This window comes from Streptomyces sp. NPDC050703, from assembly GCF_040654435.1.
Lineage (GTDB): Bacteria > Actinomycetota > Actinomycetes > Streptomycetales > Streptomycetaceae > Streptomyces.
In genome coordinates this window covers 130,893-151,238 of the sequence record NZ_JBFAHX010000009.1, presented here as the reverse complement: position 1 = coordinate 151,238, position 20,346 = coordinate 130,893, and the positions used below count along the sequence as shown (strand labels likewise).

The following is a 20,346-nucleotide window of genomic DNA, read 5'->3' as shown; positions in this document are numbered from 1 at the left end:
GGTGCGGGGCGCGGTGGGGGTGCGCGGCGCGCTGCGTCAGGACGCCACGTCGTCGTACCAGCGCGGCTGCGACGAGCCGCGGGGGACGAGGAGCGGGCCGCGCCAGGCGGCCGGGGTCTCGCTCAGGGTGACCGGCGGGGCCACCAGGGAGAGGTCGCCGAGCGGGGTGGGCCGGGTGAGGCGCCGGGGCGGCGGCAGCGTGGCGGCGGGAAGGAGCCGCTCGGACTGCTCGTGCGTGAAGGTGCCCAGCTGGTAGGCCCAGTTGGAGACACCGGCCAGGGAGACGCGCACCTGGTAGCTGCCGCCCTCGCGGGCGCGGCGCAGGACCGCGCTCATGACGCCGGCGGCGGCGAGATAGGCGGCGAGGTAGTCGTTGAGCATGCGGCCGGGCGGCAGCTGGGGGCGGCCGTCCTGCCCCTCGCTCCAGTTGACGCCGGTCAGGGCCTGGGCGTGCTGGTCGAAGCCGCCGCGTTCCTGCCAGGGGCCGCTGTGGCCGTAACAGCGCACGGAGACGTGGATGACGCCGGGGTTGATCTCGGCGACCTCCTCGGGGGTGAGACCGAGCCTGGCCATCTTGGCGGGCCGGTGGTTGTGCACGAACACGTCCGAGGAGCGCAGCAGTTCGCGGAAGGTGCGGCGGCCCTCGCCGTCGCTGTCGGCTTCGGGCTTCAGGGCGAGCCGGGCCGAGCGCAGGCCGACGCCCGTCTCGTTCCAGCACAGGTCGTGGTCGAAGGCGTTCGGCTCGCACACGTGCAGGACGTCGGCGCCCTGTTCGGCGAGGACCCGGCCGGCCGCCGTACCCGCGAAGACGTGGGTGAACTGCAGCGAGCGCAGACCGGACAGCGGCTGGGCGCCCGCCGGCAGCGGACGCGGCGGGGCGTCGCCCACCCGCTCCACGGAGACCAGGGGTTCGGCCAGCACGGCCTCGCCCTGCGGGTGGGCCAGGAACTCCTCCCTGCTGCGGACGATCGCCAGGGGGACGCCCCGGGCGGCCGCCTCCTCCTCCAGATCCCAGGAGACGCGGTCCGCGATGGCCGCGGCGATGTGCTCGCGGGTGTGCGCGGTGCCGAGCAGGTCGAGGAAGGTGTCACGGGTGTTCGGATAGCAGGCGATTGGGATGGCCCAGCGGTCGTCGGCCGTGCGGTACAGGTCCCACAGGGCGGGGGCGAGGGCGCCGTCGAGCCCGAGGACGCTGCCCATGTTGGAGCCGTAGCCGTTCAGGGTGTTGCCGCCGCCGAGGTAGGGCGTGAGCTGGTGCAGCGCCTGGCCCAGGTCGAGGCCGAGACGCTGGGGGCGGCCCGTCGACTCCTGCCAGATCTGTGCCGCGCCCACGGCGGCGGACAGCAGGGCTATGCCCATGGCCGAGCCCAGCCGGATCGTCGACGGCACCAGCGGGTCCTGTCCCCGCACGACGAGTTCGCTGACGGCTCCGTCGCGGGAGAGCCCGAGCGTCTTGAGTGTCCTGTCTAATTCATCGACCACGTCGAATTCGTTTGCCTTCATGTCAGGAAACATAACACCGATCGGGCGGCGGTAAACCGGTCCGCGAATATTTCCATGGCGCTTGCAGGAATGTGATCGAACCCGTGGGGGAGCGCCATCAGGCCGCTATCAGTTCACTATCAGGTGGTGCTGTTTCGATTGCGGAGCAGCAGTCGATTCGCAGAGAGGTGGTGGCGTGGTGTCGCAAGATTTTCTCGCCGTGGAACAGTGGGAGCTCCTGCCCGAGCACGAGCGTCGGGAGCTCGTCGAGGACCTGGTGGTGGGCGAGTTCAGAAGCGCCCTTTTCATGACCGACGACGAGGAGTTCCCGCTGGACGTGGGCTTCCTCGACCTGGGGCTCACGTCCCTGCGGCTGAGCGAGGTGAAGCTCTCCCTGGAGCGGAGGATGGGGCGCGAGATTTCCACGGCCGCTCTTTTCGGTCACCCCACCGCCGGTCAGTTGATAGACCATCTCTGTGCGTGATCTGTTGTCTGACCGGAGGGCATAAATGTCGGAGCAAGCCAGTCCGACGGCGGCCGAACTTGCCGCCGTGATCGCCGATCTACGACGCAAGGAGGAAGCGCTCGCCGCCCTTGAACGCGAGAAATACGAACCCATAGCAATTGTGGGCATGGGCCTTCGTATTCCGGGCGGCAACAATGACGCGGACACGTTTGCGGAATTCCTGCGCGAGGGACGTTCCGGCATCGGGCCGCTGCCGGCCGGCGAGCGCCGCCAGATGGCGCCCGACGCGGTTTCCCCCGGACCCGGGGCGGCGGCCGAAGGCGCCTCCCCGGCCGGGGAGGAGGGCGAGGGCTGGCCGCGCGGTGGCTTCGTCCCCGACGTCGACCGCTTCGACGCCGCCTTCTTCTCCATCTCGCCCAAAGAGGCGCCCTACATCGACCCCCAGCAGCGGCTCGCCCTCCACACGGCATGGGAGGCGCTGGAACACGCGGGCATCGACCCCGCCTCCCTGCGCCACGGCGACACCGGCGTGTTCATGGGCGTCACCACACTCGACTACATCTTCGAGTCCACCGACCTCGCCCCCGCCGACCTCGACGGCTACCTCGCGCCCGGCCTGACCCACAGCGCGGTCTCCGGCCGCCTGTCGTTCTTCCTCGGGCTGCGCGGCCCGTGCATGACCGTCGACACCACCTGCTCCTCGTCGCTGACGGCCACCCACCTCGCCGTGCAGGCCCTGCGCGGCGGCGAGTGCGGGGTCGCGCTGAGCGGCGGCGTCAACGTCATCCACAACGCGCAGAACCACGCCATCCTGGGCCTGGGCGGAGTGCTCGCCCCCGACGCCCAGTGCAAGACCTTCGACGAGAGCGCCAACGGCTACGCCCGCGCCGAGGGCTGCGGCGTGCTCGTCCTGAAGCGGCTCTCCGACGCGCGGCGCGACGGCGACACCGTCCACGCCGTGATCCGGGGCTCCGCGGTCGGCCAGGACGGCGAGAGCGCGGGCCTGGTGGCCCCCAACGGCGCCGCCCAGGAGCAGGTCATGCGCTCCGCCCTGGCCCGGTGCCGCCTGGAGCCCGGCGACATCCAGTACGTCGAGGCGCACGGCACGGGCACCGCGCTCGGCGACCCCACCGAGATGGACGCCATCAGCGATGTGTTCGCCACGTCGCACACCAAGGAGCGGCCCGTCGTGGTGGGGTCGCTCAAGACGAACATCGGGCACATGGAGGGCGCCGCCGGTGCCGGTTCCCTCATCAAGGCGGTGCTCCAACTGCGGGAGAGGACCGTCTTCCCGCACCTGAACCTCGTCACCCCCTCCCGCCGCATCGCCTGGGACGACGCCCCCGTCACCGTCCCGACCGAGGTCCGCCCCTGGCCCACCGCGGACACCGCCCGCGCCATGGTCAACGGCTTCGGTGTGACCGGCACGATCGCCTCCGTCGTCCTGGAGGAGGCCCCGGCCGATGCTCCGGCCCAGGAGGAGGCGGAGGACGCGCGCCCCAGCGCCGTACTCACCCTGTCGGCCAAGAGCCGCACCTCCCTGCGGCGCCTCGCCGAGCGCTACCTCGACCATCTCGACCGGCACCCCGAGACCTCGCTCGCCGACCTGTGCCGCACCTCCAACACCGGCCGCGCCCACTTCCGCTACCGCATCGCCGAAGCGGTCGGCGACCGCGAAGGCGCCGTACGGGCGCTGGGCAGGCGCGTCACGGCCCTGGCCGAGGGCGCCGCCCGCGGCGGCTCGGCGGGCGCCCCCAAGGTGGCGTTCCTCTTCTCCGGTACAGGCACGCAGTACCCCGGCATGGGCGCCGCGCTCCACCGGCAGTACCCCGTGTTCCGCGCCGCCATCGACGAGTGCGACCGCATCCTCACCCCGCTGCTCGGCGTGGACCTGGGCGCGCTGATCCGCGGCGAGTGCGAGGCGCCCGAGCGCATCCACGAACCCCGGTACCTCCAGCCCGCGCTGTTCAGCCTCGAATACGCGATGGCCAGGCTGTGGCTGTCCTGGGGGGTACGCCCCTCCGTCCTGATGGGCCACAGCCTGGGCGAGTTCGCCGCCGCCGCGGTGGCCGGCCTCTTCTCGCCGGAGGACGGGGCCCGCCTCGTGGCCGCCCGCGGGCGCCTGAGCGAGGCGGTGCGGGACAAGGGCGGCATGGCCGCCGTCGGCGCGCCGGCCGCCGAGGTCGCCCCGCTCGTCGAGGGCTACCCCGACCTGAGCATCGGTGCCGTCAACGGCCCGGGGCAGTGCCTGCTCACCGGCGGCGAGGCGTCGCTGGCCGACGCGGGCCGCCGCCTCGCCGAGCGCGGCGTGAAGGTCACCCCGCTGCGGGGCGCGGTCCCGTACCACTCGCCGCTGATGGCCGAGATCGTCGACGAGTTCCGCCAGGTGCTCGGCACGGTCGACTTCCGCACGCCCACCATGGCCCTGGTCTCCAACGTGACCGGACGCGTGGCACGCGGCCGGCAGATGGCCGACCCCGACTACTGGGTCAGGCACCTCCTTGAGCCGGTGCAGTTCGAGGCCGGTGTGCGGGCGGTGGACAAGCGCGGACGGCACGTCTTCGTCGAGCTGGGCCCCTCGGCCGCGCTCACCGCGCTGGCCAGGGCATCGGCCGGTGAGGCCGACCACGTCTGGCTGTCCAGCACCTTCCGCGACGACCACGACGGCGACATGATCCGCCGCTCCCTGGCCAAGGCCTACGAGGCGGGCGTCCCCGTCTCCTGGGCCGGCTACCACGAGGGCGCGCCGCGGCACCGGATCACGCTGCCCCCGTACCCCTTCGACGGCAAGCGGTACTGGCTGCCCACCAAGCAGCGCCGCGCCGCCGACGCGGCCCGGCAGGCGGAGCGCGACCCCGAGGGCGGGCGGCACGCGAACGGCCTCTACTACGAGCAGCACTGGGTCGCCAAGGCCCTGCCGGACACCCGGCGCGAGCAGCGCCGCGTCCTGGTGGCGGGCGACACCGCCCGGCTGCCGCACGCGCTCCTGGAGCGGGCCGCCGCCGAGGGCGTCACCCTCACCGTGGCCGCCGACCCCGCGGCCCTCGCCGACGCGCTGGTCGGCGAACGCCCCACCGACGTGTGCTGGCTGTGGCACACCCCTCGCGCCGACGCCGGCGCACCGGACGACACCACCGCACCGGGCGACGGCGACGCCGCGGCCCGGCTGCGCGCCGAGTGCGAGGCCAACTACCGCGACCTGCTCGCCGTACTGGACGCCCTGGCCCGGGGCGGCTTCGGCCGCGGTCAGCGGCTCTGGCTGGTCGGCGAGGGCGCACAGCACCTGCCCGGCGACAAGGGCACCGATCCGGCGGCCGCCGCCACCCTCTGGGGCTTCGGGCGTGCCCTCGGCATGGAGTTCCCCGGCTACCGGGTGACCCTGGTCGACCTCCAGCCCGGCACCGACGGCGCCACCGGCCTGGTCGGCGAGTGGCTGGCGGCGGAGGAGAACGAACTGGAGATCGCCCACCGCGACGGCGGACGCTGGGTGCGCAGGCTGCGCACGGCGGAACCCGTGCCCACCCCCTCGGCACCCGTCACGATCCGCCCCGACCGCACCTACGTGGTCGCCGGCGCCACCGGCATGGTCGGCAGGGCCGTCGCGCACCGCCTCGTCGCCCTGGGCGCCCGCCACTTGGCACTCCTGAACCGTACCGGCGGCCCCGCGCCCGACCTGGGCGAAGGCGTCACGGCCCGCGTCCACGCCTGCGACATCGGCTCCGCGGACGACGTCACCCGCGTCCTGGCCGAACTCGCGGCGACGGCACCGCCCGTCGGCGGCGTCGTCCACGCCGCCCAGGAGACCGCGCGGGACCTGCCGCTCGCCCAGCAGACCTGGGAGAGCCTGGACGCTGGCTTCCGTACGAAGGTCTACGGCGCCTGGCTGCTGCACGAGGCCACCGCGGGCCTGCCCGAGCTCGACTTCTTCCTCGGCTGCTCCACGGCGGGGGCCCTGCTCGGCGCCGCCACCCAGACCGGGGCGGGGGCGGGCAACGCCTTCCTCGACCACCTCATGGCGCAGCGCGCGGTCGCGGGCCTGCCCGCCACCGCCGTCAACTGGGGGCCCTGGGCGTCCAAGGACCCGGGCAGGCGGCTCAGCGCCTCCCTGGTGCGCAGCTGGGAGGGCCAGGGCATCACCCTCCTGGAAGAGGACGAGGCCACCGAGGCGCTGCCCGCACTGCTCGACGCCGGGCGCGGCCAGGTCCTCATGGGCCACTGCGACTGGAACCGCTTCGTGGCCCGCAGGGCGCCCAGCGCGCTCTTCGCGGACCTGGTCTCCGGCACCGCGGCGGACGCGGGCCGCAGCGACGTCGGCGCACTGGCCGACACCCCCGGAGCCGCACGCTCGGCCGCGGTCAACGCGATCGTACGGGCCCGCCTCGCCGACGTCCTGCGCTTCGAGTCGGCCGACGACGTGGAACCCGACGCCGAACTGGCCGACCTCGGCATGGACTCGCTCAACGCGGTCGAGATCCGCAACACGCTCGAAGCCGCCTTCCGGGTCACGCTGCCCGCCTCCGTCACCTTCGACCGGCCCAGCGTCGACCTGCTCAGCACCTACATCGAAGAACTGCTGTCCGGTGCCGACGCACCGGCACACCAGGCAGAGACGGGAGCACACCGATGACCACGTCCGTACGTACGCGGACCCTGCGGGAAGTGATCGACCGGCAGGCCGCGCTCCGGCCCGACCAGCCGGCCGTCATCTGCTCGGGCCGGACGCTCACCTACCGGGAGCTGGACCGGGAGAGCGGGCGCACGGCCCAGGTGCTGCGCGAGGCCGGCGTCGTGCCGGGCTCCCGCGTCGGCTACCTCGGCAAGGAAGCCGTCGAGTACTGGGAGCTGGCCTTCGCCTGCGCCAGGACGGGCGCGGTCCTCGTCCCCGTCAACTGGCGGCTCACCGCGCAGGAGGTGGACCACATCCTGCGCGACTCCACCACCGAGGTCCTCCTGGTGGACGCGGAACACCTGCCGGTGGCCGCCGAGGTGCGCGAGGGCCTGCCCACGCTGCGGACCCTGCTGTGCCTGGACGCCGACGCCACCGGGGCCGACTCGCTGGCCGCCCGCAAGCGCGCGGTCGCCGCCGGCACGGGCCCGCGGGTGTTCGTGGACGAGGAGGCGGACGGCGAGAACAGCCCCGTCGTGCAGATCTACACCAGTGGCACCAGCGGCCTGCCCAAGGGCGTCGTGCTTCCGCACCGCAGCTTCTTCAACGTCGCCGAGGCGATGGACAGCCACGGCCTGGACTGGCTGGACTGGAAGGACGGCGACCGCAGCCTGATCGGCCTGCCCGGCTTCCACATCGGCGGCCTCTCCTACGGCATGCAGGCGTTCAACGCCGGTGCCACGGTGGTCTCCCTGCCCGCCTTCATCAGCTCCGACGCGGTCCGCGTGATCGAGGAGGAGAAGGTCACCACCGCGATCGTGGCCCCCGCCATGCTGGAGCTGATGCTCGCCGAACCCGCGGCGGGCAGAGGAGCGCTCGGCACCCTGCGCAAGGTGGTCTACGGCGGCTCCCCGATCGGCGAGGAACTGCTCAGCCGGGCCATCGACGTACTGGACTGCGACTTCCTCCAGATCTACGGCAGCAGTGAGACCGGCAACTTCGCCGTCTGCCTGCCGCCCGCCGACCACGTGCCCGGCAGCCCGCTGCTGCGCGCGGCGGGCCGCCCCTACCCCGGCATCGAGGTGCGCATCGAGGGCCCCGACGGCAAGGAGCTGCCCACCGGGGAGGTCGGCGAGATCTGTGTGCGCACCCCCGCCCGGATGCTCGGCTACTGGCGGCTTCCCGAGGCCACGGAGCGCACCGTGGTCGACGGCTGGGTGCACATGGGCGACGCCGGCTTCCTGGACGCGGACGGCTACGTCCACGTCCGCGACCGCGTCAACGACATGATCATCGTGGCCGGGGAGAACGTCTACCCCGCCGAGATCGAGGACGCCCTCGCCCGGCACCCCGCCGTCGCGGGCGCGGCCGTGGTGGGCCTGCCGCACGAGCGGTGGGGCGAGTCGGTGCACGCCCGCGTGGTCCTGGAGCCCGGACAGCGGGCCGGGGCCAGGGACCTGCTGCTGTTCCTGCGCGGCCGCCTCGCGGACTTCAAGATGCCCACCTCGTATGACTTCGCCGACGCGCTGCCCCGCAACCCCAGCGGCAAGGTCCTGCGCCGGGCGGTGCGCGACGAACTCGCCGCCGCGCGGGGCTGACGGCCGCACGGCACACGGCGGTGGCCCGCCCCCTCACCGAGGGGGGCGGGCCACCGCCGTGTGCGGACCGGGATACGAGGACTCACTCCACGTAGTCCCGCGGCGCGAAGACCGCGGTGCGCTCCCGGTAGGCCTCGATGCTGGAGGACCAGTTGTTGACCACGCGGCCCTCACCCGTGGTGTACCAGCTCCCGCAGCCGGCGGCGAAGGCCGTGCCCGCGAGGTCGCGCCGCAGCTCTTCGTTGTAGCGCCGCTGCACGTCGGGGGCGACGTCCAGTGTGCGGTCCCGGTCGGCGTCGAGGGTGCCGAGCGCCTGGAGCACGTAGTCGATCTGGCTCTCCACCATGAACAGGATCGAGTGGTGGCCCAGGTTGGTGTTGGGCCCGTACAGCATGAACATGTTGGGGAAGCCGCTGACGGAGACGCCGAGGTAGGCCTCGGGCCCCTCCTTCCACGCCTCGCGCAGCGTCAGCAGGTCGCGGCCGACGATCTCCACCCCGCCGGTGCGGTCCAGCGACTCGAAGCCGGTCGCGTGCACGAGCACGTCGACCTCGTGCAGGCGCCCGTCGGCGGTGCGGACGCCCTCCGGCTCGATCCTGACGATGGACTCCGTCACCAGCTCGACGTTGTCGCGGGACAGCGCGGGGTAGTAGTCGTCGCTGATCAGCACCCGCTTGCAGCCGAACGCGTAGTCGGGCGTGAGCCGGTCGCGCAGCTCGCCGTCGGAGACCTGCGCGCCCAGATGCTCCCCCGCCACCTGCTGGAACTGCTCCCGCACCGGATTGCCGTCGTCGCGCAGGCCGACGGCCCAGCCGTCGCGCTCGCGGTACAACTCCTCGCGCAGGGTGGCGTAGCGTTCCGGCTCGGCGAGCAGCGCGGCGCGCTCGTCGTCCGCGAGGGCCCGGTCCTGCCGCGGGAGCAGGTAGTTGGGCGAGCGCTGGAACACCGTGAGGCGTTCGGTGGCGTCCGCGATGGCGGGCACCAGTTGCACGGCGCTTGCCGCGCTGCCGATGCAGGCGACCCGCTTGCCCGTCACGTCGAGGTCCTCGGGCCAGCGCGCGGTGTGCACCTGGGTTCCCGCGAAGCCGTCGACGCCCTCGACACGGGCCCACGCCGGGCGGTTGAGCTGCCCCCACGCCGTGATCAGGACGCGGGCCCGCAGCCGTTCGCCGGTCGAGGTGCTCAGCAGCCAGCGGCCCTCGTCGTCGGACCAGGTGGCCCGGGTGACCTCCACGCCGAGGCGGATGTGCTCCGCGAGGTCGTGGTGCGCGGCGAACCGTTCGAGGTTGTGCAGGATCTCCGGCTGCCCGGCATAGGTGCGGCTCCAGTCGGGCTGTTCGCCGAAGGAGTACCAGTACAGGTGGGACTGCACGTCGCAGGCGGCGCCCGGGTAGGTGTTGTCGCGCCACGTCCCGCCGATCGAACCGGCCTTCTCCAGAACCGTGAACCCGCGCCGTCCTGCCTCCTTGAGGCGGGCGGCCATGCCGAGGCCCGACATGCCGGCGCCGATGATGACGACCTCGAAGTCCTCGTCCATATCATCCCCTTCGTAGTGCCTCTTCCTGCGACCACCCTGGCCAGCGGTCCTGATCGGCGGCTGAGAGGCCGCTGATGGGGCCTCCGCCCGCGCCCGCGCGGCCCCGTGGGCGCGTCCGCAGGGCCCGCAGACCGGCGGAGGTGGCGGTGTCGGCGGGCAGCAGCGTCGCGACCGCAAGCTCGGAGACGGCGACGTCGGCGAAGGCGTTGAAGGTCGTGACCGTGGAGATGAAGGACAGCGTCCGGCCGCCGCGCACCAGGCGCAGCGGCAGCGCGTAGGGGAAGTCGAACACGCCGTCCGCCGTGTCGGAGCGGTGGTCGCCGTGCCGCTCGGCGGGCGGCACGGGGTAGCCGCTGACCTCCTCGTACAGTGCCTTCAGCGGCGTGGACCCCGTCCTGGTCACATGCCGGCGCAGCCGGCCGATGAGGTGTTCGCGCCATGCTCGCTGGTCGGGCATGAGGGGCGCGAGGCCCCGCGGGTGCAGGAGCAGGCGCAGGAAGTTGACCGGTGGGCGCAGCAGTTCGGGGGAGACGTCACCCACCAGGACGCCGAACGTGCGGTTCGCCTCCACGATGCGGTACCGGGCGTCGAAGACCAGGACCGGGTGGGGTTCGTGGGCGGCGACCAGGCGGCGTAATCGTCCCCGGACGACGCCGGGGGCGGGGCCTTCCATGCTCGACTCCTGGAAGTACGGGGCGAACCCGGCGGCGACCAGCAGGACGTTGCGGTCCCGCAGCGGCAGGTCGAGGTCGGCGGCGAAGCGGAGCAGGACGTCCATGCTGGGGCGGGCCCGGCCGGTCTCGACGAAGCTGAGGTGCCGGGCGGAGCAGCCGGCGCGCGAGGCCAGCTCCAACTGGCTGACACCGCGCCGCTTGCGCCATTCCCGCAGCAGCGATCCGACGCTCGGACTCTCTCGGTGCATGAGCTGTGAGGTCATACACCGAGTGTTCGTCCTCGAACAAATAACCGCAATAACGCCTTCCTTTCCTGTGGAGGTGCCATGTAATTGCTACAGGAAAGGGCACGGCGAACGCAGAGAATCGGCGCGGAGAAAAGGGCGACTGCCGGGAGCGAATTCCCATGCGCCGTCCCCGTTCTCCTTGCCGAAGCCCGAAGCGGAGTCTGCTCACGGAATACTCTGCCGGAGTGCGCTGACGCGCGGCTGACGCCCGGACCCCGGGCGAACGAGAAGGCTGCGGCGGTACGCCCCCGGGGGGTTCGGGCGTACTGCCGCAGCCTCCTCACGGAGTGGCTCCCTCGCCGCCTACGCGGGCACGGCCGCGTCCAGCGAGGGGGCCTGGTTGAGGATCTCGCGCAGCCGCTCCCGCAGCTTCAGCGACGGCTCCACGCCCAGCTCGCTCGCCAGCCTGCGCCGCGTGCTGTCGTACGTCTCCATCGCCTCGGCCTGCCGCCCCGTCCGGTACAGGGCCAGCATCAGCATCTCGGTCAGCCGCTCCCGCCAGGGGTGCATGGTGCGCATGCGCTTCAGCTCGCTGATGCTGTGCACCGGGTCCATCAGCTGCATCTCCAGCCAGAGCCTGTCCTCGATCGCGCACAGCTGCTCCTCCTCCAGGGCCAGCGCCACGCTCTGCGCCATCGGCCCCTGGACGACGTCCTGGAAGGGCTCGCCACGCCAGAGCGCCAGCGCCTCGCCGAGCAGCCGGTGCGCCTCGGCGGGGTTCTCCCGCGTGCAGGCACGGGCCTGGCCGGTCAGCCGGCGGAAGGCCGCCGCGTCGGTGCGCGCGCCCCCGAGTTCGAGGACGTACCCCGAGGAGCGGGTGAGCAGCTCGGGCGCGGCGCCGTCCGGGCCCGCCGTCTGCTGCAGGGTCCTGCGCAGCCGGTAGACGTGGGCCTGGAGCGAGTTCTCGAAGGTGGGCGGCGGGTTCTCCCCCCACAGCTCGGTGTACAGCTGCTCGGCGGAGAGCTGTCTGCCGGGGCTGACGAGCAGCGCCGCCAGCAGGGTGCGCTGCCGGTTGCCGCTGACGCCGTGGGTACGGCCGTCCGCACGGACCTCCAGGGGCCCCAGGAAGGCGAAGACCTGACCGGTCCCGTGAGTGTCCTCCGCCTGGGGCGAGGAAGGCAGTGGTGCGCCGGAATTACGGCCCGCGGCATCGAACTGGGAATGAGCCATCACTTTTCTCCTCCTGTCGTGGACGATTCATTTAATTGACCCCGTCCGCCGCCGTGGCCGCAAGTGCCGAATAGATGAAGTCGTCGCTTCCTCGCCAGTGTGAGTTCCTGGAAGCAAAGCTGATTTCACGCGGTTGATGTCGGGATGGACAGGGGCATGTCGGACACCTATTGCGCGTTTTGCATCGTTGTACGCGAGTCAACGGCCCCCAGGCATGGCTTGTTCGGACGCGGCGGCCACCCCGAGTCAATTACGTGCCAGGTAATGGCCGGGCCCCACCGCACGATCAGGCATCTGTCAGGCACGGGTGCTTGGGTCGCAGAAACCGCCGACCACGACGATCCGAGAGAGAGGTGTGCGATGGGGGCTGCCCGTCAGCCACTGCGTGTGGGAGTCCTGCTGCCGACAAGGGAGCAGGCCATCCTCGGCGAGTACAGCGTCTCCCCGCTGCTGGACTTCGCACGACGGGCCGAGGAACTCGGCTTCGACTCGCTGTGGACGGGCGACTCGCTCACCGCACGGCCCCGCCTCGACCCCCTGGTGGTGCTGTCCGCCGTGGGCGCGGTGACCCACCGGGCGCACCTGGGCACCGCGACCCTGACACCCGCCCTCCGGCACCCGCTCGTGGCCGCCAACATGGCCAGCAGCCTGGACCACGTCAGCTCCGGCCGGCTCGTCCTCGGCGTGGGCTCGGGGTTCCCCTCACCGGAGACCACCGAGGAACTGGCCGCCGTCGGCGCCGGACTGACCGAGCGGGCCGACCGGCTCGACGAGATCACCGCGCTGTGGCGGACCGCATGGTGCAGCACGCGGCCCGGCGCGCCGAACCGCTTCGCCGGCAAGCACTGGCGCGCGGAGGGCCTCGACCGGCTCATCTGCCCCGCGGCACCCGACGGACCACCGCTCTGGCTCGTCGCCGACGACACCGCCCGCGTACTCGAACGGGCGGCCTGCCGCTACGACGGCTGGCTGCCCTTCCTCGCCTCGGCGGACGCCTACGCCCGCGCGCGGGCACGCCTGGAACACCTCTGCCGGCGCGCGGGCCGCCGGGCCGACGCGGTGGTCCCCGCCCTGTACCTGACGGTCACGGTCGGCCGCGACGAACAGCGGGCCAGGGTCGAACTCGACGACTACCTGGAGCACTGCTACGGCCGCACCCTGGAGCAGATGTCGGCCGTCCAGGCCTACGCCTGGGGCCCCAGCGAGCGCTGCGCCCAGCGCCTCGCCGACTACGTGCGGGCCGGTGCCCGCCACATCGTGCTCCGCATCGGATCGCTGCGACCGGAGACACACCTGCGGGAGATCGCGGACGTCCTCATGTCCAAGGCCCGCCAGACGGATCAGGAGAGCACATGACGACCACAGGAAGCACCCGAAGGGCCCGTTGGTTCACCACGTCCGGAGCCGACCCGAACGCCGGCCACCAGGTGTTCCTGTTCCCGCACGCGGGCGGCACGGCCCCGGCCTACCAGGCCTGGGGCGCCACGCTGCCCTCCACCATGGAGGTGCGCACCCTGCAACTGCCCGGCCGGCAGGAGCGCTTCGACGAGAAGCCCTTCACCGAAGTGGAACCGCTGCTCGACGCACTCCAGGAGGCGTTCGAGGCCGAACTGGACGGCCGGCCCTACGTCCTGTTCGGCCACAGCTTCGGCGGCATGCTCGCCTACCGGCTGGCCGTGGCCGCCGCGTGGCACGGCCTGCCCGCGCCCGCGCTCCTGGCCGTCTCCTCCTGGGCGCCGGGCCTCGGCTGGGCCGCCGAACTGGCCCAGGTCGCCACCATGTCGGACGACCAGCTCCTCGCCCGCGTCGCCGAACTCGGGCTGCTCACCGACGGTACGGCGCTCGACCCCGCCACGCTGGCCTCGATCATGCCCGCGATCCGCGCCGACTTCCTGGCCGCGGGCAGCCTCCACGAGGACGGCGAACCCGCACCCTGCCCGGTCGCGGCCTACGGCGGCACGAGCGACCCGATCGTCCCGCCCGACGCCCTGTCCGTCTGGGCGGAGCACACCACGGACTTCCTCGGCACGACCGAGTTCAGCGCCGGCCACTTCCACCTCTTCGACCACGCGGCGGCGGTCCAGCACAGCCTGGAACGCCACGTGCGCAAGCTGGGGGCGCGGGTGTGAGGCCGGACGTGTGCGGGCGGGTGCGGGCGGGCGGCGGTTACGCCCGGCCCTCGCCGTAGAAGCGTACGTAGTCGACCGTCATCTCGGCGGGCGACGGGGTGGAGGCGTCGGGAGGGCCCGGCCAGTCGCCTCCGACCGCGACGTTGAGCAGCAGATGCATGTCCTGCTCGAAGACCCAGTCGCGCTTCGCGGGCAGCTTCGACGGGGTCAGGGTGAAGTACGGTTCCCCGTCGACGGACCAGGTGATGCGGTGCGGCTGCTTGTCGACTGCGTAGGTGTGGAAGGTGCGTGACGCGTCGGCGGGAAGGGTGGTGGAGTCACCGATCCCCTTCTCGTTGTAGTAGGTCGGCCCGTGCGCGGTGCCGTACACCGTCCGCGGTTCACCGCCGACCACCTCGCAGATGTCGATCTCACCCTGCCCCGGCCACTCGACGCCGTTGTCACCCAGCATCCAGATCGCCGGCAGCAGCCCCGTGCCGGTGGGCAGCTTCGCCCGGACCTCCACGCGGCCGCGTGAGAGCGCGACCTTTCCCTCCGTCGTCAGGCGGGCCGAGGTCCAGGGGCAGTGCTTCTGCGTGTGGCACGGAAGGTCCGCCCCGGCGGGGGCCGGCCGCGCCGAGATCACGAGGTGCCCCGAACCGTCGAGCGCGGAGTTGGCCGCGTCGTCCGTGTAGTACTGGAGCTCGTCGTTGCCCCACCCCTCGGCGTCCTTGTTGCCGGTCTCCGTGTTCCAGGACTCCTCCGAGGGGCGGGTCGCCGCGGCCCCGGTGAACTCGGCCCGCCAGAACGGCTTCTCCTCGGCCGAGGGGGCGCCCCCGCCGCCCCCGCCGCCTCCGTCGTCCCCCGGCGCGGTGCCGCAGCCGCACAGCAGACCGCCGAGCGCGAGCAGGAGGGCCAGCCGGGTACGTCGGTGCATCGCGCTGCTCCTGAAGGTTCATGCGTAGGACACGAACCTTACAAAACGCCAGGTGACGGGGGAGCGGCGGGACTCGCTGCACCGCACCCCGCCCCCCAGCTTGCTCGGCTCAGGTGAGTGCCGCGGCCACCAGTGCGGCGGCCCTGGCGACCAGGGGGTTGTCCGTCGGGCCCTGCGGGTCGAGCTTCGTCGACAGGATCGACAGCACCAGCGGGGAGCGGCCGGGCGGCTGGACGGCGCCCACGTCGTTGGCGACGCCGTACTGTGCGCCGCCGCCCGTCTTGTCCGCCAGAATCCAGTCGGCGGGCAGCCCCTTGCGGAAGCGCTCGGTGTTGGTGGTGTTCGCCACCAGCCAGTCCCACAGCCGCTCCCGGTCCCACGGCGTGAGCGCCCGGCCCAGGAGGAGACGCCCGTACGTCATGCCGATCGCCCGGGGGCTCGTGGTGTCCTCGACCCGCCAGGGCTCGGCGGTGTTCAGCTGCGGCTCCCACCGGTCGAGGCGCGTGGTGTCGTCCCCGAGGCTGCGGCAGAACCGGGTGATGGCGGTGGGGCCGCCCAGCTCGCGCAGCAGCAGGTTCGCGGCACCGTTGTCGCTCTCGCTGACGGCCGCGGCGCACAGCTCGGCGCCGGTCAGACCGTTGGCGATGTTCTCGGGCTTCCCGGTCACGGGCCGGTACCCCGCGGCCTCGACGTACTCCGCCGTGTAGCGGAAGCGCCGGCCGAGGAACTCGCCGTGCCGGTCCAGGTCCCGCAGGACGGCCGCCGCGGCGAGGCCCTTGAACACCGAGCACATCGGGAAGCGCTCACCGGCGCGGTAGGACACCGTCGCACCCGAAGCGGGGTCGAGGGCGAATACACCGAGACGGGCGGCGTACTCCTCCTCCAGCGCCCGCAGTTGTGAGGTGAGCGTCCTGCCGCGCGGGGCGGCGTACGCCTTGGTCTGCACGGCGGGCACCAGGGTGGCCAGGGCCGTACCGGCGCCGAGGGCCAGTAGCTTGCGGCGCGAGGGCAGGGCTTCGGTGGCGGTGGTGAGACGCACGGTCGTCCTCTTTCGCTGGTGGTGTCGGTGTCACGGACGCGCTGCTCCGCAGCGCGCGGGCGCCGTCGACGGGCGGCCCGGCAGCGCGTCGCGCGGCAGTCACAGTGAAGGCCGCGGCCGACTGCCATGTCGAATACACTCTCGCCGACCGAACGATTCGATATCCGTATCCACGCACGTCAGGGAAGCTCCGTGCTCACCGAACGCCATCTGGAAATCTTCGTCGCGCTGGCGGACGAGGAACACTTCGGCGCCGCCGCGCAGCGCGTGGGCATCACCCAGCCGCCCCTGTCGCAGGGACTGCGCCGACTCGAAGCACTGCTGGGAGTCCGCCTCTTCGAACGCAGCCGCGGTGTCAGTCTCACCGACGAGGGCGCGCTGCTGCTGCCACACGCCCGTCGGGCCCTCGCCGCCCTCACGGAGATGAAGGAGGCCGGCGCGCGGGAGCGGGCCGAAGGACGCAGGCTCCGCCTCGGCCTCGCGCCGGAGGTGCCGGCGCGGGTCGCCGCCGCCGTGGCCGCCGCACCGGGCCGCGCGGGGGAACGCACCAGGCTCGCCGTGTCGACGGCCCCGACCGCCACGCTGCTCTCCGAGACCGCGGCGGGCCGGCTCGACCTCGCCGTGATCCGGCACCCCGCGGTCCTGCCGGGACTCGCCTCGGGCGGGGTGGTGCTCCTGCCGACCTGGCGCCTGAGCCCGGCCCGTACGGAGGCCGCGGCGGCCGGGGGCGGCAGGCGGCTGCCCGTCGCGGTCCGGCCCCGCGAGGAGGCCCCGGCGGCGTACGACCTGTTCGTCGACACCCTCGCCAGCCGCGGACGCCGGGTGGAGACGGTCGTGGTCCCCGACGAACGCGCCGGGCTCGCCCTGGTGGCGGCGGGTCAGGCCGTCCTCGTGACGGCGGACGCCGGGCTCTCGGCCGAGGGCGTCGAGCGCGCCCCGGCCACCGACCCGCCACTGCCGCTGCGCCTACGGGTGGTGTGGGACGCCCGCCGCCCCGACTCCGGGACGACGGCGCTGACCGCGCGCCTCCTGGTGGACGCCCTGGCCGGCCAGGCGGCACGGTGAGCGCGGCGCGGCGGGAGAGCGACGTCCAGCGGGCCATCCGCGGCATGTTCGCCGACGCCGGAGTGCGCGGCTGGCTCCACGTGGCGGAGCTGCACCGGCCGGAGGCCCGCGTCACGGTGGACCCCGACGAACCGGTGCCGGTCGGCTCGGTCTACAAGGTGCCGCTGATGGCCGCCTTCTGCCGGCTCGCGGACGCCGGCGCACTGGACCCCCGGCAGCCGGTCACCCTCGGCCCCGACGAGCGGATGCCCGGCGTGACCGGCATCTCGATCCTGCGGGACCCGGTCACCGTCTCCCTGCGCGACCTGGTCGTCCTCATGATGAGCGTCTCCGACAACACGTCGGCGGACGCGGTGCTGCGCCACGTGGGCCCCGCGGCGGTCGAGGAGCTGTGCGAAGACCTCGGCCTGCCGGACACCCACATCCTCGGCGGCGCGGCCACGACGTTCGAGCGGATGGTCGCGGAGACCGGCGCGGAGTCGCTCAGCGCCGCGATGGAACGCCTCGCCGACAACGACACCACGGTGCCCGCCGTGGTCTACAACCCCCTGTCCAAGGCGTCGTCGACGCCCTCCGACATGGCCCGGCTGCTGCGGGCCATCTGGACCGACGGCGCGGCCTCCGCCGAGAGCTGCGCCTTCATGCGCCGGACGATGGGGCAGCAGGCATGGTCGCATCGGCTCGCCTCCGGGTTCCCTTACGACGACGTGACCGTCTCGGGCAAGACCGGGACCTTCGGCACGATGCGCCACGAGGCGGGCGTGGTGGAACTGCCCGACGGCGGCGTCTACACCGCCGTGGTCTTCACCCAGGCGGCCCGCGCGGACAACAAGCTCCCGCGCGCCGACGCCGTGATCGGCACGGCGGCCCGCGCCGCGGTGGAGGAGCTGCGGGGCAACGAGGGCACATGAGGCGCCCGATCCGGGGCAGAGAGCAGGACACCGGATGAGGCGGCGGCTTCCCAGGGTATATGTCGGGCATGACGCAACCTGTGGACGCCGACGAACTGTTGATCCGCATCCGTGGGGCCCGGGACTGGGTGGAGAGCGAGACGGACCGGCTCTTCGCCCACTCGGAAGCCCTTCAGGGCGACGGCAAGGAGACCGAGGCCTGGAACGCGAGCATCGAAGCGCGCGCGTTCCAGTCGATCCGCATCGTGCTCGACGAGATCCTGCGGCCGGGGACGCACTCCCGGGCGCACTAGGGACGCACCGGCGCCGAAGGCACGCGCGTACGGCGTCACTCACACGCGCTCGTCCCGGCCGGTACCGGAGGTGTCGTATCGGAGGTGCGGCGCGGTGAAGGCGAGGAGGAGTGCGGCCGTCCGGGCCGGTTCCTCCAGGATGGGCGTGTGCCCGGCCCCGGCGAGCATCCGGATCTCGGCGTCCGGCACGGCGCCGTAGTCCGCCGCCGACGAGGGGCGCCACCTGCCGTCCCGGTCGCCGAAGATGACCTGCACCGGCTTGCCGAGGACCTTCAGCCGGTCCGGCACCGCGCGCTCGCTCAGGTAGGCCGTGGACGCCCGCATCGCCGCGGCGATCGCAGGGAAGGACATCCGGCGCAACTCGTCGATGAGCACCTGGGGGATCTCGAAGCCGGCACGGAAGCCCGAACTCGCGAACCCGCGGAGCGCTTCGTCGCCCGGTGGCCACCGCGTGGGGTCGATGGCGCTCTGCTCCGCCGGCGCGATGAAGGCGTCCATGCCGGGTCCGGTGTTGATGAGCACGAGCGCGCGGACGAGGTCGGGGCGGTGCTCGGCGAGTGCGGTGGCGGCATAGCCGCCGCTGGAGTGACCGACGAGCACGGCGTGCCGGACGTCGAGCCGGTCCAGTGCGGTGGCGAGTCTGCGGCCCAGGACGGGGAGCGAGTAGTCGCCGTCGGAGGGTTCGGCAGAACGGCCGTGCCCCGGGATGTCGACCCGTATCACGCGGTGGGACGTCAGCAGCGGAACCAGCGCGTCCCATGACCGGCTCGTCGCGGCGGACCCGTGGATGAGCAGGAGCGCGGGCGCCTCGGCAGGGCCGTCCTGGCGTACGTAGAGGTCGCCGTGGTCCAGGGGGAGAAGCGTCTCGCCGGTGACGGGGAGCGGTGCCTCGGTGGAGCCGGCGTCGCCGTGCGGGTGACCGTCGGAAGTCGGAGAAGTCATGACCCCATTGTCGCCCTCGGTGCGCGGCGACGGCTTGGACGCATGTTCCTCTGCCCGGCCCGGCTGACACGGTTGCTGCCCCCTGTCCCTCGGCATGCCGTCGGCATCCCGCTCCGGGGCAGGCCGGCCCCACCAGTGGTGGCGGCTGCCTGGCCTCAGAGCATGATGAGCAGACGCGTCTTCGGCTTCAGCTTCCTGTTCACCGAACGGCTCTGCACGTAGACCTCCAGCTCGGGGTTGTTGCCCGCCTTCACCGATACGGTGCCCTGGATGCCCGTGCCGAACAGGAGGCTGCGGGCCGCGTCACCCGTGTAGGCGCGGTCGGTGTCCTTCTCGACCACGATGACTTCCTTGTTCGGCTGGACCTGCGCCCTGGCGCCCAACTGGTAGTAGCAGGACCCGCGTTCATACGTCACGCCCGGGTGGGAGTCGACGAAGGGGCGGATCTCCATCTCCTTGTCGACCTTCAGCAGCCGGTACTTGTCGGCCGGGATCGGTTCGAGGCTGGCCCGCACCTCGTCCACCGATATGTCCTGGCCCACCGCGAACAGGTTCTTCGTGCCGCGCACTCCCTGCTCCCGGCCCCGCAGGAAGCTGGTGGCGGCGGCCCGCACGGTGCCGATCGCCTCTTCCACGCCCTGGTGGGAATCGGCGTCCCAGATGGCGATGTTCCCCGCCGGGAAGCCGTAGTTCTGCGCGGTGCGCTTGGCCAGGGAGTTCGGCACGAGGATCGCGGAGGTCCAGTGGCCGGGGAGCCCGCCCATCTTGGCCGTGATCTTGTCGAGCCAGGGGCCGAGGATGGTCATGTCACCGTCGTGGCGCCTGTCGCCGCCCGAGGCGTTCTCCTCGCCGTCGGTCACCACGATCTGGAGGAAGCTGTGCTCGCCGTACTCCTCCCAGATGTGGCCGAGGTCGTCCAGGGACTTCAGGGAGGCCTCGATGAGGGCGGTGGCGCCGTTGTTGACGCGGTAGAGGCCCCGCATGGACGGCAGGTGCTTCACGTCCATGTCCCAGACCAGGTTCTCCACCCTGTGGTCGAAGGAGTAGAGGCTGATCCGGGTCTCGTGGCCGAGGCTGTCCGACTCGGCCTTGAGGCCGGCCACGAACTCGTCCACCACGCGCACGAGTTGGTTCTCGTGCGGACGCATGGAACCCGAGCAGTCGACTACCAGCGCGACGTGGTTGACCTTGTGCTGAATCCTGTTTCCGGACACGTCTGTGCTCCCCCTTC

The 20,346-nt window shown here is 72.5% G+C and carries 16 protein-coding genes; 8 read left to right on the top strand and 8 right to left on the bottom strand.

All coding sequences use genetic code 11. The annotated features are described in order from the left end of the window. Positions 1-36 precede the first annotated feature (36 nt). On the bottom strand, positions 37-1,503 hold the full coding sequence (locus AB0I16_RS11835; protein ID WP_363249169.1) for a CoA transferase: 1,467 nt from the start codon (positions 1,501-1,503) through the stop codon (positions 37-39). Between the two features lie 178 nt (positions 1,504-1,681). On the opposite strand from AB0I16_RS11835, the gene AB0I16_RS11830 reads away from it, so the two are divergent. From AB0I16_RS11830 to AB0I16_RS11820, 3 genes are read left to right on the top strand one after another with little or no spacing between them, the layout of a single operon-like run. Then, the gene (locus AB0I16_RS11830) at positions 1,682-1,966 is read left to right on the top strand and encodes an acyl carrier protein (protein WP_363249168.1); all 285 of its coding nucleotides are present in this window, start codon (positions 1,682-1,684) and stop codon (positions 1,964-1,966) included. A gap of 25 nt (positions 1,967-1,991) precedes the next feature. Beyond that, complete coding sequence (locus AB0I16_RS11825; RefSeq protein ID WP_363249166.1) at positions 1,992-6,575, top strand: beta-ketoacyl synthase N-terminal-like domain-containing protein; 4,584 nt, start codon at positions 1,992-1,994, stop codon at positions 6,573-6,575. Then, complete coding sequence (locus tag AB0I16_RS11820) at positions 6,572-8,152, top strand: long-chain-fatty-acid--CoA ligase (protein WP_363249165.1); 1,581 nt, start codon at positions 6,572-6,574, stop codon at positions 8,150-8,152. The genes AB0I16_RS11825 and AB0I16_RS11820 overlap by 4 nt, the downstream gene beginning before the upstream one ends. An 82-nt stretch (positions 8,153-8,234) precedes the next feature. On the opposite strand, the gene AB0I16_RS11815 is transcribed toward AB0I16_RS11820, so the two are convergent. From AB0I16_RS11815 to AB0I16_RS11805, 3 genes are all read right to left on the bottom strand, one after another. Further along, on the bottom strand, positions 8,235-9,689 hold the full coding sequence (locus AB0I16_RS11815; protein ID WP_363249164.1) for an NAD(P)/FAD-dependent oxidoreductase: 1,455 nt from the start codon (positions 9,687-9,689) through the stop codon (positions 8,235-8,237). Between the two features lies 1 nt (position 9,690). Next, positions 9,691-10,626 (bottom strand): helix-turn-helix transcriptional regulator, encoded by a 936-nt coding sequence (locus AB0I16_RS11810; protein ID WP_363249163.1) that lies wholly within the window; start codon positions 10,624-10,626, stop codon positions 9,691-9,693. Positions 10,627-10,953: 327 nt separating this feature from the next. Then, complete coding sequence (locus AB0I16_RS11805) at positions 10,954-11,820, bottom strand: AfsR/SARP family transcriptional regulator (RefSeq protein WP_363249162.1); 867 nt, start codon at positions 11,818-11,820, stop codon at positions 10,954-10,956. 387 nt (positions 11,821-12,207) lie between these two features. Between AB0I16_RS11805 and AB0I16_RS11800 the strand changes: the two genes are divergently transcribed. Together AB0I16_RS11800 and AB0I16_RS11795 are read left to right on the top strand one after the other, a co-directional pair. Beyond that, positions 12,208-13,176 carry an LLM class flavin-dependent oxidoreductase gene (locus AB0I16_RS11800; RefSeq protein WP_363249161.1) on the top strand — a complete coding sequence of 323 codons (969 nt, stop codon included), beginning with the start codon at positions 12,208-12,210 and terminating at the stop codon, positions 13,174-13,176. Continuing rightward, positions 13,173-13,949, top strand: coding sequence for an alpha/beta fold hydrolase (locus tag AB0I16_RS11795; RefSeq protein ID WP_363249160.1), 777 nt, complete (start codon positions 13,173-13,175; stop codon positions 13,947-13,949). The genes AB0I16_RS11800 and AB0I16_RS11795 overlap by 4 nt, the downstream gene beginning before the upstream one ends. A 37-nt stretch (positions 13,950-13,986) precedes the next feature. Here AB0I16_RS11795 and AB0I16_RS11790 read toward each other — a convergent pair whose 3' ends face one another. Beyond that, the gene (locus AB0I16_RS11790) at positions 13,987-14,865 is read right to left on the bottom strand and encodes a glycoside hydrolase family 16 protein (RefSeq protein ID WP_363249159.1); all 879 of its coding nucleotides are present in this window, start codon (positions 14,863-14,865) and stop codon (positions 13,987-13,989) included. Between the two features lie 109 nt (positions 14,866-14,974). Beyond that, positions 14,975-15,904 carry a class A beta-lactamase gene (bla, locus tag AB0I16_RS11785; RefSeq protein ID WP_363249158.1) on the bottom strand — a complete coding sequence of 310 codons (930 nt, stop codon included), beginning with the start codon at positions 15,902-15,904 and terminating at the stop codon, positions 14,975-14,977. A 192-nt stretch (positions 15,905-16,096) separates the two neighbouring features. Between bla and AB0I16_RS11780 the strand changes: the two genes are divergently transcribed. The 3 genes from AB0I16_RS11780 to AB0I16_RS11770 all read left to right on the top strand — a co-directional run bounded on the left by AB0I16_RS11780 (position 16,097) and on the right by AB0I16_RS11770 (position 18,173). Further along, complete coding sequence (locus tag AB0I16_RS11780; protein WP_363249156.1) at positions 16,097-16,969, top strand: LysR family transcriptional regulator; 873 nt, start codon at positions 16,097-16,099, stop codon at positions 16,967-16,969. After that, a complete protein-coding gene (locus AB0I16_RS11775) occupies positions 16,966-17,880 on the top strand; it encodes a serine hydrolase (protein ID WP_363249155.1) in 915 nt (304 codons plus the stop codon). Before AB0I16_RS11780 ends, AB0I16_RS11775 begins: the two co-directional genes overlap by 4 nt. A gap of 68 nt (positions 17,881-17,948) precedes the next feature. Continuing rightward, positions 17,949-18,173 carry a hypothetical protein gene (locus tag AB0I16_RS11770; RefSeq protein WP_363249154.1) on the top strand — a complete coding sequence of 75 codons (225 nt, stop codon included), beginning with the start codon at positions 17,949-17,951 and terminating at the stop codon, positions 18,171-18,173. A 39-nt stretch (positions 18,174-18,212) separates the two neighbouring features. Here the strand turns inward: AB0I16_RS11770 and AB0I16_RS11765 are convergent, their stop codons facing one another. Further along, positions 18,213-19,115: an alpha/beta fold hydrolase gene (locus AB0I16_RS11765; protein WP_363249153.1), complete on the bottom strand. Its 903-nt coding sequence runs from the start codon at positions 19,113-19,115 to the stop codon at positions 18,213-18,215. A gap of 155 nt (positions 19,116-19,270) precedes the next feature. After that, positions 19,271-20,329 carry a vWA domain-containing protein gene (locus AB0I16_RS11760; RefSeq protein WP_363249152.1) on the bottom strand — a complete coding sequence of 353 codons (1,059 nt, stop codon included), beginning with the start codon at positions 20,327-20,329 and terminating at the stop codon, positions 19,271-19,273. Positions 20,330-20,346: the final 17 nt, after the last annotated feature.